The organism is Bradyrhizobium sp. USDA 3315, assembly GCF_054056795.1.
This window is the reverse complement of the sequence record NZ_JBSRYP010000001.1, coordinates 7181300-7198708: the sequence shown is the minus strand read 5'-3', so window position 1 is coordinate 7198708 and position 17409 is coordinate 7181300. Positions and strand designations below refer to the sequence as shown.

11 protein-coding genes are annotated in these 17409 nt (G+C 66.4%); 8 read left to right on the top strand and 3 right to left on the bottom strand.

Features of this window, described 5'->3' with window-relative positions:
* Nucleotides 1–62: 62 nt before the first annotated feature.
* Complete coding sequence (locus tag ACVIYL_RS33770; protein ID WP_253608817.1) at nucleotides 63–1250, top strand: pyridoxal phosphate-dependent aminotransferase; 1188 nt, start codon at nucleotides 63–65, stop codon at nucleotides 1248–1250.
* A 219-nt stretch (nucleotides 1251–1469) separates the two neighbouring features.
* Complete coding sequence (locus tag ACVIYL_RS33765; RefSeq protein ID WP_057020000.1) at nucleotides 1470–2804, top strand: dicarboxylate/amino acid:cation symporter; 1335 nt, start codon at nucleotides 1470–1472, stop codon at nucleotides 2802–2804.
* Nucleotides 2805–2814: 10 nt separating this feature from the next.
* Here the strand turns inward: ACVIYL_RS33765 and ACVIYL_RS33760 are convergent, their stop codons facing one another.
* Both ACVIYL_RS33760 and ACVIYL_RS33755 read right to left on the bottom strand, forming a co-directional pair.
* Nucleotides 2815–4047, bottom strand: a complete 1233-nt coding sequence (locus ACVIYL_RS33760; RefSeq protein ID WP_253608815.1) for an NAD(P)/FAD-dependent oxidoreductase — start codon at nucleotides 4045–4047, stop codon at nucleotides 2815–2817.
* 106 nt (nucleotides 4048–4153) lie between these two features.
* Nucleotides 4154–6682, bottom strand: coding sequence for an Rne/Rng family ribonuclease (locus ACVIYL_RS33755; RefSeq protein WP_456780632.1), 2529 nt, complete (start codon nucleotides 6680–6682; stop codon nucleotides 4154–4156).
* A gap of 27 nt (nucleotides 6683–6709) precedes the next feature.
* On the opposite strand from ACVIYL_RS33755, the gene ACVIYL_RS33750 reads away from it, so the two are divergent.
* From ACVIYL_RS33750 to ACVIYL_RS33725, 6 genes are all read left to right on the top strand, one after another.
* The gene (locus ACVIYL_RS33750; RefSeq protein ID WP_309145031.1) at nucleotides 6710–7423 is read left to right on the top strand and encodes a hypothetical protein; all 714 of its coding nucleotides are present in this window, start codon (nucleotides 6710–6712) and stop codon (nucleotides 7421–7423) included.
* Between the two features lie 615 nt (nucleotides 7424–8038).
* On the top strand, nucleotides 8039–9352 hold the full coding sequence (locus tag ACVIYL_RS33745; protein WP_253608810.1) for an N-acetylmuramoyl-L-alanine amidase: 1314 nt from the start codon (nucleotides 8039–8041) through the stop codon (nucleotides 9350–9352).
* A 237-nt stretch (nucleotides 9353–9589) separates the two neighbouring features.
* Nucleotides 9590–12091, top strand: a complete 2502-nt coding sequence (locus ACVIYL_RS33740; RefSeq protein ID WP_253608809.1) for a penicillin-binding protein 1A — start codon at nucleotides 9590–9592, stop codon at nucleotides 12089–12091.
* Between the two features lie 106 nt (nucleotides 12092–12197).
* A protein-coding gene (gene prfB / locus ACVIYL_RS33735) for a peptide chain release factor 2 (protein WP_141342568.1) occupies nucleotides 12198–13329 on the top strand; the annotation gives its coding sequence in 2 pieces (ribosomal slippage) (nucleotides 12198–12266 and nucleotides 12268–13329; 1131 coding nt in all).
* Nucleotides 13330–13332: 3 nt separating this feature from the next.
* On the top strand, nucleotides 13333–14202 hold the full coding sequence (locus ACVIYL_RS33730; RefSeq protein WP_253608807.1) for an NAD(P)-dependent oxidoreductase: 870 nt from the start codon (nucleotides 13333–13335) through the stop codon (nucleotides 14200–14202).
* Between the two features lie 83 nt (nucleotides 14203–14285).
* A complete protein-coding gene (locus ACVIYL_RS33725; protein ID WP_253608806.1) occupies nucleotides 14286–15221 on the top strand; it encodes a DMT family transporter in 936 nt (311 codons plus the stop codon).
* Here ACVIYL_RS33725 and ACVIYL_RS33720 read toward each other — a convergent pair.
* Entirely contained in the window at nucleotides 15181–17334 is a 2154-nt protein-coding gene (locus ACVIYL_RS33720) for a carbamoyltransferase C-terminal domain-containing protein (protein WP_456780631.1), read from the bottom strand. The two genes, ACVIYL_RS33725 and ACVIYL_RS33720, sit on opposite strands and share 41 nt — an antisense overlap.
* Nucleotides 17335–17409 lie beyond the last annotated feature (75 nt).

The following is a 17409-nucleotide window of genomic DNA, read 5'->3' as shown; positions in this document are numbered from 1 at the left end:
CTGGGGCGGCAGCCGGTAACGGGAACCCGAATTCGGCAGCGGCCGTGCAATAGCAGAAATCCATGCGTGAAGCGACACCGAGAGACCGTGTAGGCAGCCTGTTGACAGCGTCCGGACGGAGCGATGTTCCGCCGTTCATGGTGATGGACGTGATGGCGGCGGCCGCGCGAATCGAGGCCGCCGGCGGCCATGTCATCCATATGGAGGTGGGGCAGCCTGCCGCAGGCGCGCCGAAGCCGGCGATCGCGGCCGCGCAGGCCGCGCTTGCGGACGGGCGGATCGACTACACCTCGGCACTTGGCATTCCCTCGCTGCGCGCACGCATCGCCCGGCACTACAGCGACACGTATGGTTGCGCGGTAGACGCTGAGCGCATCATCGTCACGACCGGCTCGTCGGGTGGATTCATCCTGGCGTTTCTTGCGATGTTCGAGCCGGGCGACCGGGTCGCCGTGACCGTGCCGGGCTATCCGCCGTACCGGCATATCCTGACCGCGCTGGGCTGCGAGCCGGTGCTGATCGAAACCTCCGGCGACACCCGCCATGCCCTGACCGGCGAGGCGCTGCTCGCCGCCCATCGCAAGGCGCCGCTGAAGGGCGTGCTGGTCGGCAGCCCCGCCAACCCGACCGGCACCATGATGTCGCGCGAGGCGCTGTCGACCCTGATGGCGGCCGCCGACAGCGCGGGCATCCGCTTCATCTCCGACGAGATCTATCACGGGCTCGACTATGCGTTTCCTGCGGTGACGGCCGCAGAGCTGTCGCCGAACGCGCTCGTGATCAACTCGTTCTCGAAGTACTTCTGCATGACCGGCTGGCGTGTCGGCTGGATGGTGGTGCCCGACGTGCTGGTGCGGCCGATCGAGCGGCTGCAGCAGAACCTGTCGATCTCGGTGCCGACCCTGTCGCAGATCGCGGCCGAAGCGGCGTTCGAAGGCCGCGAGGAGATGGAGGCGATCAAGCGCGGCTATCAGGAGAACCGCCGCATCCTGATCGAAGGGCTGCCGAAGGCCGGCCTGACCAAATTCCTCCCCGCTGACGGCGCGTTCTATCTCTACGCCGACGTCTCCGACTTCACCTCGGACAGCTTCGCCTTCGCCAGCGAGATGCTCGAGAAGGCGCATGTCGCGGCGACCCCCGGCGTCGATTTCGATCCGATCCACGGCGGCGCCTTCATCCGTTTTTCCTATGCACGCTCGGCCGCGGAGATGCAGGAAGCAGTTGCACGGATCGCGCATTGGCTTAAATAGCCCGCGAACTCCAGGAGCCTTCAAACTCCAAGAGCCATCAAGAGCCTTCCGGCGTTCGCTTTGCCTTTCGGATCGGTTTCGCAGCGCAGTGCCGTGGTTTCGCCGGCACTGTGGCGGGCGGATCATCGCGGATAAGCGGCAGGGCCCACACAGTTCCATTTGACTTGAACCGCCAAGTTGATCTTGGCTGTTTCCGCCATTTCTGAGGGGGAGTGACACATGGCAACGGCAACCGTTGTCACGGCTGCGCCGGCGAGCGCCGGCAGCAAGCCGTGGTATAAAGTTCTCTATGTCCAGGTCCTGATCGCGATCGTGCTCGGCGCATTGGTCGGCTGGTTGTGGCCGGGCCTTGCCACCAACGAGTGGATCAAGGCGCTCGGTGACGGCTTCATCAAGCTGATCAAGATGGTGATCGCGCCGATCATCTTCTGCACCGTGGTATCGGGCATCGCCCATATACAAGATGCCAAGAAGGTCGGCCGCATCGGTGTCAAGGCGCTGGTGTATTTCGAGGTCGTCTCGACCTTCGCGCTGGTGATCGGATTGCTCGTCGGCAATCTGGTCAGGCCTGGCGCCGGCTTCGGCAATGCGGCGGCGAACGCGCAGGCGGTCGCCGGCTATGCCAAGCAGGCGGAGGCGCAGAAGAGCGTCGACTTCGTGCTGCACATCATTCCGGACACAGTGGTCGGCGCATTCGCGCAGGGCGAGATCCTTCAGGTGCTGCTGTTCTCGGTGCTGTTCGGCTTCGCGATCATGGGCCTTGGCGAGCGCGGCCACACCATCCGCTCGTTCATCGACGACGCCGCGCATGCGGTGTTCGGCGTCATCTCGATCGTGATGCGGGCGGCGCCGATCGGCGCATTCGGCGCGATGGCCTTCACCATCGGCAAGTTCGGCACCGGCGCGATCCTCAACCTGATGGGGCTGATCGCGACGTTCTATCTGACCGCCGCGTTGTTCGTGTTCGTGGTGCTCGGCATCATCGCGCGGATCGCCGGGTTCTCGATCTTCAAGTTCCTGGCCTACATCAAGGACGAGCTCCTGATCGTGCTCGGCACCTCGTCCTCCGAGAGCGCGCTGCCATCATTGATGGAGAAGCTCGAACGTCTCGGCTGCTCGAAATCGGTGGTCGGCCTCGTGGTGCCCACGGGCTATTCGTTCAACCTCGACGGCACCAACATCTACATGACGTTGGCGACCCTGTTCATCGCACAGGCGCTGGGCTTCGATCTCACCTTCAGCCAGCAGATCACCATCCTGATCGTGGCGATGCTGACCTCGAAGGGTGCCTCCGGCATCACCGGTGCCGGCTTCATCACGCTGGCGGCGACGCTTGCGGTGGTCGATCCGCGGCTGGTGCCGGGCATGGCGATCGTGCTCGGCATCGACAAGTTCATGAGCGAGTGCCGCGCGCTGACCAATCTGTGCGGCAACGGCGTGGCTTGCGTGATCGTCGCCTGGTGGGAGGGCGAGCTCGACCGCGACAAGCTCAATGCCAATCTCGCCAAACAGGTCGACCCAACCGACATGGAGACCGCGTTGACGACGGACTAGTTCTCCTTAGTTAGAACCGGTCCAGCCGATACGGCGAGGTGTCCACCGCGGATGCCTCGCCGTTCATCGTTTCGGCCAGCACCCGCGCGGTCGCGGGGCCGAGCGTGAAGCCCTGATGGCCGTGGCCGAAATTCACCCACAGCCCGCGATGCCGCGGCACCGGCCCGAGCACCGGCAGCATGTCGGTTGTGCAGGGGCGGGTGCCGAACCACGGTTCGGGCTCGACGCGGCTGCCGATCTCGATCAGCTCGCGCGCCGCCGCTTCGGCGTAGCCGAGCTGGATCGGCGTCGCCGGTGCGTCGGGACTGGTCAGCTCCGCGCCGGTGGTGATGCGGATGCCCTTGGCCATCGGCGCCATCGCGTAGCCATTTGCAGTGTCGACCAGCGGCAGGTCGAGCGAGCGGCCGCCCTGGTAGTGCATGTGGTAGCCGCGCTTGCGTACCAGCGGGATCCGGTAGCCGAACTTGCGCAGCAATTGCGGTGACCACGGGCCGAGCGTGACCACGACGTGGGCGGCATCGATCCGGCCGCCACTGGTGTCGACCGACCAGCCGGACGTCGTCTCCGTCAGCGTCTGGGCGTCGCCGCGCAGCAGCTTGCCGCCGAGGTGCTCGAACAGTCCGGCATAGGCGGAAACAAGCCCGCCGGGGTCCGACACGGTCCAGGGCCCAAGCCAGTGAATGGCGCCGGGCAGGTCGTCGCGCAGCAACGGCTCCGCCTTGGCGAGCTCGCGGCCGTCAAGCACGCGAAACGTCACGCCGAAGTCACGCTGGTTCTCCTCGGCGATCGCAATGGCCTGTTCGAGCGCGGCCGGGTCGCGATGCAGCAGGCGATAGCCGGCGCGGCGGATCAGATTATCGGCATGGGCATCGCGGATCAGCGTGTCATGCTCGGCGGTGGCGTAGGCGATCAGGCGCGCCCAGGCGAGGGTCGCTTCGCGGTGCCGCTCGGGCGTCGAGTTCCACCAATAGCGCAGCAGCGGACCGGCGTGCTGCGGCAGCGACGCCAGGCGATAGCGCACGTCGTTGGTGCGTCCCATCGCGATCCTGGCAAGGACGGCAGGATCGCGCGGCATCGGGTAGGGCCGCACCGCCTCGCTCTGAATGATGCCGGCATTGCCGTAGCTGGTTTCGCGGCCTGGTTCCCTGCGGTCGACGAGCGTCACCGACCAGCCGCGACGCTGCAGATGCAGCGCCGTGCTGACGCCCACCATGCCGCCGCCAAGAACGATCGCGCTTTGCATTGGGATCCGTCTCCGTCAGGCTCCGTTACGCCGGCGTCTGACGAACGGATTGCCTGTTCAACAAAAACGCCCGGCGTGAACCGGGCGTTTTGACTTGCAGGTGGCGCTAGTTGCCGCCGCCGAAGCGGCGCGACCACCAGCCCTTGCGGGCCGGAGCCTCGGCCGCAGCGGCCGGTGCCGGCTCTGGAGCAGCCGCGGCCGGCTCAGGGGCTTCCTCCGCGGGGCTCTGAACCAGCGCCGCTGATGCCTCGGGCAGTGGGCTCGACGCGAAGTTGACCTTTTCGCGCACCGTCGAGCGGCGGCGCTGCGCGCGGTCGCCTTCGGCAGCCGTGTCCTCGGCTGCAGACGCCGCGGCGGTTTCGGGCTCGGGTGCCGCGACCGGCTCGACGGGTGCGACCTCGGTCGGCTGCCACTCCGGCGGCTCGGCGACCAGTTCGGGCTGCGCCAGCGAGGGAGCCGGCTCCGCATCATGACTATCGAAATCGGCGACTGCGTCGGAGGCCTCCGACGTCGCCGCCGGGCTCAACTCATCGGAGATCGATCCGGCGAGACCGTCATCCGGTCCGCCACCGCCGCGCCGGCGGCGGCCGCCACGGCGCCCGCGGCGCCGCGGACGGCGATCGCCATTGCCGGCCTGGTCGTCGCGGGCAACGCCCTGCTGCTCGTCGCCTTCGTCCTCATCACCTTCGGCTTCGGCGGCAGCAACCGCCTCGGTGCCTTCGGGCAGGACATGCATGAGATCGCCGTCCTCGCGCGGCTGCTGGGCGCCTTCACGCGCCTCGCTGCCGCCGCGGCCGCGACGCCGGCGGCGCCGCTTGCGGCGCTGACCGTCGCCTTCGCCCTCGGCGGAGCCTGCTTCATCACCGGCCGCCCGCTCGTCGGCGAGGCCTTCGGTCTCGTCGGTCTCGATCTCGGCCTCGTATTCGAACAGCTCTTCCTCGTCATCGGCCTCTTCGGCCTGGGCCGGCGCAGCGGCAGCCTGCGCAGCGAGCAGCGCCTTGGCCGCTTCGAGCGTATGCACCTGTTCGCCGCGGTCGATGATGTAGGACTGCTGGCCGTGCACCGTGGCGTCCGCGACGATCGACAGCGAAACCCGGAAGGAGTCTTCGAGGTCGCGCAGATGACCGCGCTTGTGATTGAGCACGTAGAGCGCGACGTCGGTGCGGGTGCGGACCACCAGATTGTGGGTCGCGCCCTTCATCAGGATTTCCTCGATGCCGCGCAACAGCTGCAGCGCCACCGATGAGACCGAGCGGACGTGACCGCTTCCGCCGCATTGCGGGCAGGGCTCCGTCGAGCTTTCGAGCACGCTGGCGCGGATGCGCTGGCGCGACATTTCCAAGAGGCCGAAATGCGAGATGCGGCCGACCTGGATCCGCGCACGGTCCTGGCGCAGGCAGTCGGACAGCTTGCGCTCGACCGCGCGGTTGTTGCGCTTCTCGTCCATGTCGATGAAGTCGATGACGATCAGGCCGGCGAGGTCACGCAGGCGCAATTGGCGCGCGACTTCTTCCGCCGCTTCCAGATTGGTCTTGAGCGCAGTGTCCTCGATATGGTGCTCGCGCGTCGCCCGTCCGGAGTTGACGTCGATCGAGACCAGCGCCTCGGTCTGGTTGATCACGATGTAGCCGCCGGAGCGCAACTGCACGGTCGGCGAGAACATCGCGTCGAGCTGGCTTTCGACGCCCATGCGCGAGAACAGCGGCTGGCCGTCGCGATATTGCTTCACCGCCCGCACATTGGCCGGCATCAGCATCTTCATGAAGTCGCGCGCTTCACGGTAGCCGGCTTCGCCCGCCACCTGGATCTCGTCGATCTCCTTGTTGTAGAGGTCGCGCAGCGAGCGCTTGATCAGCGAGCCTTCTTCGTAGACCAGCGTCGGCGCCTGCGACTTCAGCGTCAGGTCGCGCACCGTTTCCCACATCCGGATCAGGTATTCGAAGTCGCGCTTGATCTCCGGCTTGCTGCGGGAGGCGCCGGCGGTGCGCAGGATGATCCCCATGCCCTCGGGCACGTCGAGATCCTGCACCACTTCCTTCAGCCGCGAACGGTCCTGGGCGGAGGTGATCTTGCGGCTGATGCCGCCGCCGCGCGCGGTGTTGGGCATCAGCACGGCGTAGCGGCCGGCGAGCGACAGATAGGTGGTCAGCGCGGCGCCCTTGTTGCCGCGCTCTTCCTTGACGACCTGCACCAGCATCACCTGCCGGCGCTTGATCACTTCCTGGATCTTGTACTGGCGGCGCGGACGGAACGGGCGCTCCGGAACCTCCTCGAGCACATCGTCGCCGCCGACCGACTCGACGACGTCCTCTTCCTCGCCTTCCTCGCCGTCATCCTCTTCGTCATCTTCGCCGGCCTCGTCGCCAGGCCCGGTCTCTGGCGCGACCACCTCGGCGAGCGCGCCGTATTCGGCGACCGCGTGCTCATCGGCGGCGGCGTGAACCTCGTCGGACGCCACATGCGGCGCGTCGTCGGCATGCGCGGCGTTTTCCTCGATCTGCTCCTCATGGGCGCGCTCGGGCTCATGATTGACCTCGACCGTCTCGACGGTCTCGGGCGCGGCCGACGCGGCGGAGGCTTCGACCACAGCAACGACGGGGTCGGACGGGGCGTCGGCAACCGCCGCCTCGCTCACCTCGGGGGCGTGGTCGTGATCATGTGCATGATCGTGGTCGTGATGGTCGTCGTGACCATGATCGTGGTGGCCATGATCGTCGTGGTCATGCTCATGGTCCTCGTGATGCGCATGATCATGCTCCTCATGCTCGTGGCCTTCGTGGGCGACCACGCCGTGATCGTGGTGCCCGGCATCTTGCTCATGATGCTCGGCATCGACGGGATGTTCGTGGGCCTCGATGGTGGGCAGCGCCTGCGTGTCGTTCGCCCCCTCGATCACCTCGCTCTGGACGCGCTCGCCATGGCCGCGCCGACGGGCGTTGCGATGGCGCGACCGGCGGCGATGGCCGCGGTTCTCGTGCTCTTCCTCGGCCTCGCGATGGGCGCGCTCGTCGGCCTCGATCAGCGCCTGACGGTCGGCGACCGGGATCTGGTAATAGTCGGGATGGATTTCGCTGAAGGCCAGGAAGCCATGCCGGTTGCCGCCATACTCGATGAAGGCGGCCTGCAGCGACGGCTCTACGCGCGTAACCTTGGCGAGATAAATGTTGCCGCGCAGCTGTTTGCGCTGGGCGGTCTCGAAATCAAACTCTTCGACGCGATTGCCACGGACCACAACGACCCGGGTCTCTTCCGGGTGGGTGGCATCGATCAACATCTTGTTGGGCATTTTGGAGCTCTTGACGGCGGCGGGCGCGGATCATGGCGCGCGCAAACTGCGCCGCCCGGTGACGCGACGGTCCACCTGATTCGGGGGTGAGGGGAAGGCCGAAACGCATCTCGCGGCGCAGCGCCGGACGGGAACTCACCGGGATGATGCGACGGGCGAAGTTTTCACCTCGCGTCAGCGCGATCATTCGGGGGATCCTGGTCGGCAATGCAGTCTGGCGCATTAAGCGTCGGCCCGTCTAAACATGTTGGCGGCGAAAAATACCGCCGTATCTTTTGCTGAAAGCCCCGTCTGGCGCCGAAGCGCCTGCCGGCCATCGCATATCGAGGCCCCAAGGGACCGGATAATCGGTTATGCCTTGTCTCAAACCGTCCCTCTGGCGAGGGAGTGTGCCTGGGACCGGACGCCGCTCGGGCTTGAATCCGCCACTCCGTGTCAGCCGCGCGCGGCGCTGGCTGGGGAGGGACCGGAAAAACACGGCGGGATCTTCGATCGGGAAGGTTCCACCGCTGCACCGGGAGGCTGAACGCGACACAACCGGGAGTACTAGCCGTCAGCACCTCGTACATACGTGGATTGACCGCCGCGTGCAAGGGAAGCGTCACGCCGCCGCAACACTCGGTTCTTTTCACCGGAGCGTCATTAGGGGGCGATTAACCGTGTGGTTCTAATGCGGTAAGAAGCAGCTGGGAGGCTACGAATCGGGTGGCGAACCGCGCAAAACACCTTGTTTTTCTGGGATGCGGGCTGTTGTGCGCCGCAGCATCGGTGTTTGCCATTGCCGGCGCCCCGAGCGCCGCCGAGGGACCGCAGAACGGCCCGCCGGCACCACCGGCCGCGAGCGCCCCGAATTTCCCGGTCGCATCCGGCGCCAGGCTCGCCGGCGACGCCAAGCAGACCCGATTCATCCTCGACCTCGACCGCAAGATCGAGTTTCGCGCCTTCCCGCTGGCTGACCCCTACCGCGTCGTGGTCGATATCCCGCAGGTCGATTTTCAGCTCGCGGCCGGCACCGGCTCGGCGGGGCGGGGCCTGGTGAAGGCGTTCCGCTATGGCCTCGTGATGCCCGGCGGCTCGCGGATCGTGTTCGACCTGACCGGACCGGTGAAGATCGCCAATTCCTACGTGCTCGACGCCGCCAACGGCCAGCCGCCGCGGCTGGTGCTGGACTTCGAGGAGGTCGACCGCACCAGCTTCGTGCAGTCGCTGGCGCCCGCGAGCCGGCCCGAATCGAAACCGGCGATTTCCGAATCCACCACCGCCACCATTCCGGCCGTCACCTCGGCGGCGCTGCCGCCGGTCGCGGTCACCGACGCGCGCCCGCTGATCGTGATCGATCCCGGTCACGGCGGCATCGACAACGGCACGCAATCCGGCGACCAGACCGAGAAGAACCTGGTGCTGGGCTTTGGCCTTGCCCTGCGCGACCGGATCGAGAAGTCGGGCAAGTATCGGGTGGTCATGACGAGGTCCGACGACACCTTCATTCCGCTCAACGATCGGGTGAAGATCGCGCGCTCCCAGTCCGCGGCGCTGTTCGTCTCGATCCACGCCGACGCCCTGCCGCGCCGCGAGGGCGATGCCCAAGGCGCCACGATCTACACGGTGTCGGACAAGGCCTCCGACGCCGAGGCCGAACGGCTGGCCGAGGCAGAAAACAAGGCTGACGCCATTGCCGGCGTGAACCTGACCGACGAGCCGACCGAGGTCGCCGACATCCTGATCGACCTCGCGCAGCGCGAAACCAAGACGTTCTCCAATCGCTTCGCCCGTCTTCTGATGGACGAGATGAAGACCACGGTGCGGATGCACAAGCATCCGCTCAAATCGGCCGGCTTCCGGGTGCTGAAGGCGCCCGACGTGCCGTCCGTGCTGGTCGAGATCGGCTACGTCTCCAACAAGGGGGACCTCGAGCACCTGGTCTCCGAGAGCTGGCGGAACAAGGCGGTCGGCTCGATGGTGCAGGCGATCGACACGTTCTTCGCCAAACGGCTGGCAACTGCTGGGTCGGCAAAGTGAAATCGGCTCGCTGAAAAGCCGGGGCCGCTGCGCCGAAGCCCTAGTTTGGCCACAGCCGCGACGGTATAGACAATGGACCGCAGGTCCGCAGAATCGACCATATTGTCCGGCGGCTCTTGTATACTCGCGTGCGCAAGGTGGCTCGCTGGGCCAAGGCTTCGTTGTGTGAGGCTCTCGCACTTTTGGACAGGCGCTTCTGATGGCTGAGCGCCGGAGGGTAGGAACGGAACGTCGATAATGCGCCTGCTCGTGCGGTTTATGGGTTTCTTGTTCGCCGCCGGAACCGTCGTGTTCCTGGTCGGTGTCGCCGCCGTCGCTGGCGCCATCTGGCATTTCTCCAAGGATTTGCCCGACTACTCGCAGCTGCAGGACTATGAGCCGCCGGTGATGACCCGCGTGCATGCCACCGACGGCGCGCTGCTTGGCGAATACTCCAAGGAGCGCCGGCTCTATCTGCCGATCCAGGCGGTGCCGAAGCTCGTGATCAACGCCTTCCTCGCCGCCGAAGACAAGAACTTCTACGAGCACGGTGGCATCGACTATCAGGGCATGGCGCGCGCTGCCATCCTTTATGCGCAGAACTACGGCTCGAACCGCCGCCCGCAGGGCGCCTCGACCATCACCCAGCAGGTCGCGAAGAACTTCCTGCTCACCAACGAGGTCTCGTTCAGCCGTAAGATCAAGGAAGCCTTGCTGGCGATGCGCATCGAGCGCGCCTATTCCAAGGACCGCATCCTCGAGCTCTATCTGAACGAGATCTATCTCGGCCTCGGTGCCTACGGCATCGCGGCGGCGTCGCTGGTCTATTTCGACAAGTCGGTCAACGAGCTGACGATCGCGGAGGCATCCTATCTCGCTGCGCTGCCGAAAGCGCCGGCGGCGCTGCATCCGGTGCGCAACCGTGACCGCGCGATCGAGCGCCGCAACTATGTGATCGATCGTCTGCTGGAGAACGGCTGGATCAAGCAGGCCGACGCCGACAAGGCGCGCAAGGACCCGCTCAACGTCACCAGCCGCTCGAACGGCGCGCACATCTTCGCCGGCGAATATTTCGCCGAGGAAGTCCGCCGCGACATCTTCGAGCGCTACGGCGAAAAGAAGCTCTACGAGGGCGGCCTGTCGGTGCGCACCACGCTCGATCCCAAGATCCAGGTGATGGCGCGCAAGACCATGGTGGCGGGGCTCGTCAATTACGACGAGGCGCAGGGTTGGCGCGGGGCGCTGCACAAGCTCGACATTTCCGGTGACTGGGGCGTCAAGCTCGCCGACGTGAAGTCGCTGTCCGACATCTCGCCGTGGCGGATGGCTGTCGTGCTCGAGACCAGCGATCAGTCGGCGCGGATCGGCTTCCAGCCGGGTCGCGAGCTCGGCGGCGCGGTCAGCAAGGAGCGGCAGACCGGCATCATCACGATGGACGGCGTGCGCTGGGCCAAGACCAAGGGCAAGGCGCCGACCGCCGTTTCGCAGGTGCTGCAGCCCGGCGACGTGATCTACGCCGATCCGCTGGTGACCAAGGACGGCAACGCGGTCGAAGGCCAGTATCGCCTGCGGCAATTGCCTGAAGTGTCCGGCGCCATGGTGGCGATGGATCCGTGGACCGGCCGCGTGCTCGCGATGGTCGGCGGCTTCTCGTTCGACCAGAGCCAGTTCAACCGCGCGACGCAAGCCTACCGGCAGCCGGGTTCGTCGTTCAAGCCGATCGTGTACTCGTCGGCGCTGGACAATGGCTATACGCCGTCGACCACCGTGATCGACGCGCCGATCGAGATCGATCAGGGGCAGGGCGCCGGCGTGTGGCGTCCGGAAAACTATTCGACCGGCAAATATTACGGCCCGACCACGCTGCGCAACGCGTTGCAGCGCTCGCTCAACACCGTGACGGTGCGGCTCGCGCAGGACATCGGCATGCCGCTGGTCGGCGAATACGCCAAGCGCTTTGGCGTCTATGACGAATTGCCGAACTATCTGTCGTATGCGCTGGGTGCCGGCGAAACGACCGTGATGCGCATGGTCACGGCCTATTCGATGTTCGCCAATGGCGGCCGCCGGGTGAAGCCGACGCTGATCGATCGCATCCAGGATCGCTACGGGCATACCATTTTCAAGCACGACACCCGCGAATGCCGCGGCTGCGACGCGCCCGGGGGCTGGAAGAGCCAGCCGGAGCCGCAGCTCGTCGACCGCCGCGAACAGGTGCTCGATCCGATGACCGCCTACCAGATCACCGAGATGATGGAAGGCGTGGTCCAGCGTGGCACCGCGACCGTCGTGAAGGAGGTCGGCAAGCCGATCGCCGGCAAGACCGGCACCACCAACGACGAGAAGGACGTCTGGTTCGTCGGCTTCTCGCCCGATCTCGCAGTCGGCGTCTACATGGGCTACGACAAGCCGCGCAATCTCGGCCGCGCCGCCACCGGTGGCCACGTCGCCGCGCCGATCGCCCGCGATTTCCTCAAGCTTGCGCTCGCCGACAAGCCGCCGACGCCGTTCAAGGTTCCGGCCGGCATCAAGCTGATCCGCGTCGACGCCAAGACCGGCATGCGCGCCGGTCCCGGCGACGGCGGCAACACCATCCTCGAAGCCTTCAAGCCGGGCACCGCGCCGCCGGAGAACTATTCGGTCATCGGCGTCGCCGATGCCGATGGGCGCGGCCCTGCGCCTGGCCCGCAGCCGTCGCAGAATGGGGCGCAGCCGGATGGCGGCTTCTTCATGCGTCCGGGAACCGGGGGGCTTTACTAGCGGTCGATCCGGCCAAATCGCCGGGATAGTGCGGCCAAGTCGATTGCGCTTTGCCGCGCCGGTCGCTACATCCCCCGGAACCTTTTTAGCCAACACCTGAAAGACCATGCGCGCGGAAATCGAACGCCTTGTTGAAGAGATCAAGCAGTCAGTCGGGCTGCTGAGGAGGCATCTTTGACGTCGAACAATCGACGGCACGCCTCGCTGAGCTGAACAAGCTCGCAGAAGACCCCAATCTCTGGAACGATCCCCAGAAGGCCCAGCGGCTGATGCAGGAGCGTACCTCACTGGAGGACGCGCTCTCAGGCATCGGCAAGGTCGAGCGCGAGCTCGAGGACAATATCGGCATGATCGAGCTCGGCGAGGCCGAGAACGATGAGGGCGTGGTCGCCGAGGCCGAGAAGGCGCTCAAGGATCTCAAGAAGGAGGTCGCCCGGCGCGAGCTGGAGGCGCTGCTGTCGGGCGAGGCCGACAAGTTCGATTCCTATCTCGAAGTCCATGCCGGCGCCGGCGGCACCGAGAGCCAGGACTGGGCGCAGATGCTGCTGCGCATGTACACGCGCTGGGCGGAGAAGCACGGCTTCAAGATCGAGTTCCTCGAAGAGTCCCAGGGCGAAGAGGCCGGCATCAAGTCAGCCACCATCCAGATCAGTGGCCACAACGCCTATGGCTGGTTGAAGACCGAGGCCGGCGTGCATCGCCTGGTGCGCATCTCGCCGTTCGATTCCAACGCGCGGCGGCACACCTCGTTCTCGTCGGTGCAGATCTTCCCCGTGATCGACGACTCCATCAAGATCGAGATCAAGGAGTCCGATGTCCGCACCGACACCATGCGGTCGGGCGGCGCCGGCGGTCAGCACGTCAACAAGACCGAATCCGCGGTGCGCCTCACCCATATTCCGACCGGCATCGCCGTGGTCTGCCAGGCCGGCCGCTCCCAGCACAAGAACCGGGCGCAGGCCTGGGACATGCTGCGCGCGCGGCTCTATGAGATCGAGCTGAAGAAGCGCGAGGAGCAGGCTGCTGCCGATCAGGCCGCCAAGACCGACATCGGCTGGGGTCACCAGATCCGCTCCTACGTGTTGCAGCCGTATCAGATGGTGAAGGACCTGCGCACCGGTGTGCAGACCTCCGACACGTCGGGGGTGCTCGATGGCGACCTCGATGAATTCATGGCGGCGACCTTGGCGCAGCGTGCCTTCGGCACCGGGCCAGGATCCGTCGAAGATGTGGATTAGCCCATGCCGCGCGTCGCTTTCATCGGATTGGGACGCATGGGCCATGGCATGGCCGGCCGTTACCTCGATGCCGGCTTCACGGTCGCCGTGTGGAACCGGAGTAGGGCCAAGGCCGCGGACCTGATTGCCCGCGGCGCGCTGTGGGCGACCTCGCCGGAGGATGCCGCGATCGACGCCGATGCGGTGGTGACCATGGTCGCCGACGACGAGGCCTCGCGCGCGGTCTGGCTGACCAAGGACGGCGCTGCCGCCAACATGAAGGCCGGTACGCTCGCGATCGAATGCTCCACGGTCTCATACCAGCACACGCTGGAGATGGCGCGCGAGCTCAACAGCCGCAGCCTGATCTACATCGATTGTCCGGTCACCGGCCTGCCGGAGGCGGCGGCCGCCGGCAAGCTGACGCTGCTAGTGGGCGCTGATCCGGCCGATCTCGAACGCGCGCAGCCCTATCTCGCGCCGATCGGCAGCACGATCCGGCATTTCGGCCCCGTCGGCACCGGCACCGTGTTCAAGCTGATCAACAACCTGATCGGCGCGGTGCAGATCGCAAGCCTCGCCGAGGGCGTGGCGATTGCCGAGCAGGCGGGCCTCGACATGCAATTGGTCGCCGAGGCGCTGGCGACCGGCGCGGTGGCAAGCCCGCAGGTGATCCGCCACAGCAAACGGATGATCGACCGCAACTTCTCCGGCGCCTCCTTCACCGCGGCGCTGCGCCACAAGGATGCCGACTACGCCGTGCGGCTCGCCGAGACCTTGCTGCCCGGAGTACCCGTCAGCCGCGCCGCGCTCGCCGCCTACGAAAAGGCGAAGGCCCATGCGCCCGACGCCGACGAGGGCCAGATGATCGAGATCGTGTCGCGGCCGAAATAGGCGGGCCGCCATTGTCGGAAATCGGGTGGGAATATTCGCGGCGCTGCCCTAGTCACCTGTCCGACTGCAGGTGAGTGCCCGACATGCCTTCCGCCGACAACTGGATCGATCGCCGCGACTGGGGGCTGCTTGTCCTGCTGTCGGTACTCTGGGGCGGCTCGTTCTTCTTCAACGGCGTGATCCTGCGCGAATTGCCGCCGCTGACCCTGGTGCTGTTGCGCGTCGTGCTCGGCACGATCATCCTGCTGCCGCTGCTGCGGGCCGCCGGAATCGAATTCCCGCGCAGCCTGTCCGGCTGGGCGCCGTTCGTTGCGATGGGGCTGTTCAACAATGTGCTGCCGTTCGCGCTGATCGTGTTCGGGCAGACTTATATTCCGAGTGGGCTGGCCTCGATCCTCAACGCGACGACGCCGCTGTTCGCGGTGATCGTGATGGCGGCGGTCGGCGAGGAACGGTTGCAAGCGCGCCGCGTGGCGGGCGTTCTGGTCGGGCTGATCGGGGTTGCGATCCTGCATGGCGATGCGCTCGGCTTCGAGAGCCGGCAGGGCATCGGCATCCTGCTGTGCCTCGCGGGCGCCTTCAGCTACGGCATCGCGGCGCTAGTCGGGCGGCGGCTGCCGCAGCGCGTGCCGCCGCTGGGGACCGCGACGTTCCAGATGATGGCCTCGGCGGTGCTGATGGCGCCCATCGCCGCCGTCGTCGATCGGCCGTGGCTGTTGCCGATGCCGCATCCCGCGACATGGCTCGCCGTGCTCGGGCTCGCGGCGCTGTCGACGGCGCTGGCCTATATAGTGTTCTTTCAGATCCTGCAGCGCTCCGGCGCGACCAATGTGATGCTGGTGACGCTGCTGATTCCGGTCACCGCGATGCTGCTCGGGTATCTCGTGCTCGGCGAGCCGATCGCACTGCGCGAGGTGATCGGCGCGCTGGTGATCGCGAGCGCGCTGCTCTTGATCGACGGCCGCGTGCTGGCCTGGTTCAGCCGCGCGCCTGCTTCCACGCCGCATACCATCCGCTGAAGCGGCCGCTGTCACGCTCGCCGCCGTGCCAGGCGGCGTAGGCGGTGCCGTCGTCGGCGACCAACACCACGGCATCTAGCCCCTTGGAGCGGCGCAGCGTGTCCATCGCCTGCGCCGGCGTCTGCGCGATCGGACCTGCGACGTTGAACGAGGTGTTGACCGACATCTCGACGCCGATATGGCGGCCGAGCGCCTTCAGATAGGCGTAGGTGAGGGGATCGTCGGCCTCGCGCACGATCTGGATGCGGCCGGTGCCGTCGGCATGCACCACCGCCGGAATTTTCGCGCGCGCCTCGGGCTTCGAATGCGCCGTCAGCACCATGTAGTTATAGGCGTTGTAGTCGGCGTCGGAGGCGCCGTCTGCGAGCTCGAAATAATCGCGCGCAGCTTGCAGTGTCGCCATCGGTGCCAGCGGCCGGATCGCCTCGCGATACTTGACGCGCTCGTTGAGCCGCTCGCGCACCTCGGGGTCGCAGGGATTGGCGAGGATCGAGCGATGGCCGAGCGCGCGCGGGCCGGTTTCGGCGGCGCCCTGATAGATCGCGATCACGCCGCCTCGCGCCACCATGGACGCCATCAGGTCGGCAACCGCGTCGCGCCCTTCTGATGTCGCCACATTGCCGATCTCGGTCGAGGCGACGTCGTCGGCTTGCAGCGCCGTCGCGATGTCGGCGTTCGAGGGCGGCAGGCCGCAATAGAATGCGTGCGACAGCGGCGCGCCGCGCGGCGCGCCCGCCATATGCGCGAACAGCCAGGCGGCGCCGATCGGCACGCCGGGATCGCCGGGCACCGGCGGCACCCACATATGCAGCCGCGTCTTGCGCTGCTGTGCGCCTTCGAACCAGGCCTCGTCGAAATGCTCGAGCAGACGCATGTTGCCGAGCGCGTTCAGCGCGACGCCCCCGGTCAGCACCAGGCGGTCGGTGCCGGTGGTGCGCAGGAGATGGTCGATGACATGGATCATCGCGTCCTCGAACACCAATTGCGTCGCGGCCGCCTTGTCGACGCGGTCCTTGGTGTCGGGGCGGTGATTGATGTTCTCGACGCGCAGCACGGCGTCGGGATTCCAGAGCTGGTCGGGGCGCAGCGGCGGGCCGAGAATGTCGATCAGCGGCTGATGATAGGGATTGTCGGCGGGATCGGCGTACCAATTGGCCATCGCGCGATTGAGCTGAACGCTGCCATTGGGCCCGAGCTGTAGCACCGCCTTCAAGCGCTGATAATACGGATTGGTGGCGCGGTTCATGTCGCCCCAGGCGGCGGCGCCCATGTAGCGGCCCTCGCTGGAGAGCCAGGTCCAGCCGCCCTGGCTGGATGAGATCACGGTGTAGAAAGCACCGAGCGAGTCGAACAGGCTCTCGTTGCAATAGAGCTGCTTCATCTCGCCGTTCTCGGCGACATAGAGCGAGATCGAGCCGACGTCGCCGGTACCGTCGAGCACCGCGATCGCGACACGCTCGCGCGCATCGGCGAACGGCGAGGCCGTGAACGAGTACCAGGCGTGATTGTCGTGATGCGGCATGCAGATCAGCGGCAATTGCTTGTCGAGCCCGTACATCCTGCCGAGCCGGCGCGACAGCCGCCGCACCTGATCCAGCTGGCGCAGATTGATCGCCGGTGCGATCGGGGCGCGCAGCAGTTTGAGGCTGGCCGGCGCTTCCTCGAGCGAGGTGCGGATCAGCATCGCCAGCAGCGCCGGATAGTCCCATGTCGTGACGAAGGCGGCGATATCGCCGATGTCGCGGCCCATCCGCTGCAACACCTTGCGCATGTCGTCGAGCGCGTGTTGCGGGAACTCGTTGGTGTGCTTGTTACCGGAGAAGCGCTCTTCCTCGTTGTTGACGATCAGGCGCGGTCCGTCCTTCTGGGTGATCTCGACCAGCGCGACGCCGGTATTGTGCGTGCCGGGGCAGGCGAGGCCTGCGATATAGACGGTCTCGCCGCGCTGCAGCTTTTCGCGGATCGAGGCGATCGTGCGCTGCGCGAACGCGCCATTTGCCTTGTGCAGGCCACGCTTCGCCAGCGCAGACTCGCTGAGGCGGCGCGTGATCTCATAGCCCGCGGCCGCAAGATGCGGATGCCGCGGACCGGTACGGATGTCCGGTTTACGCAATCAGAACGCCTCGACTCGTGATCCCCAGATCGACCTTCAATCATAAATAGCGCCAGGCAACAATGCCGTTTCGCC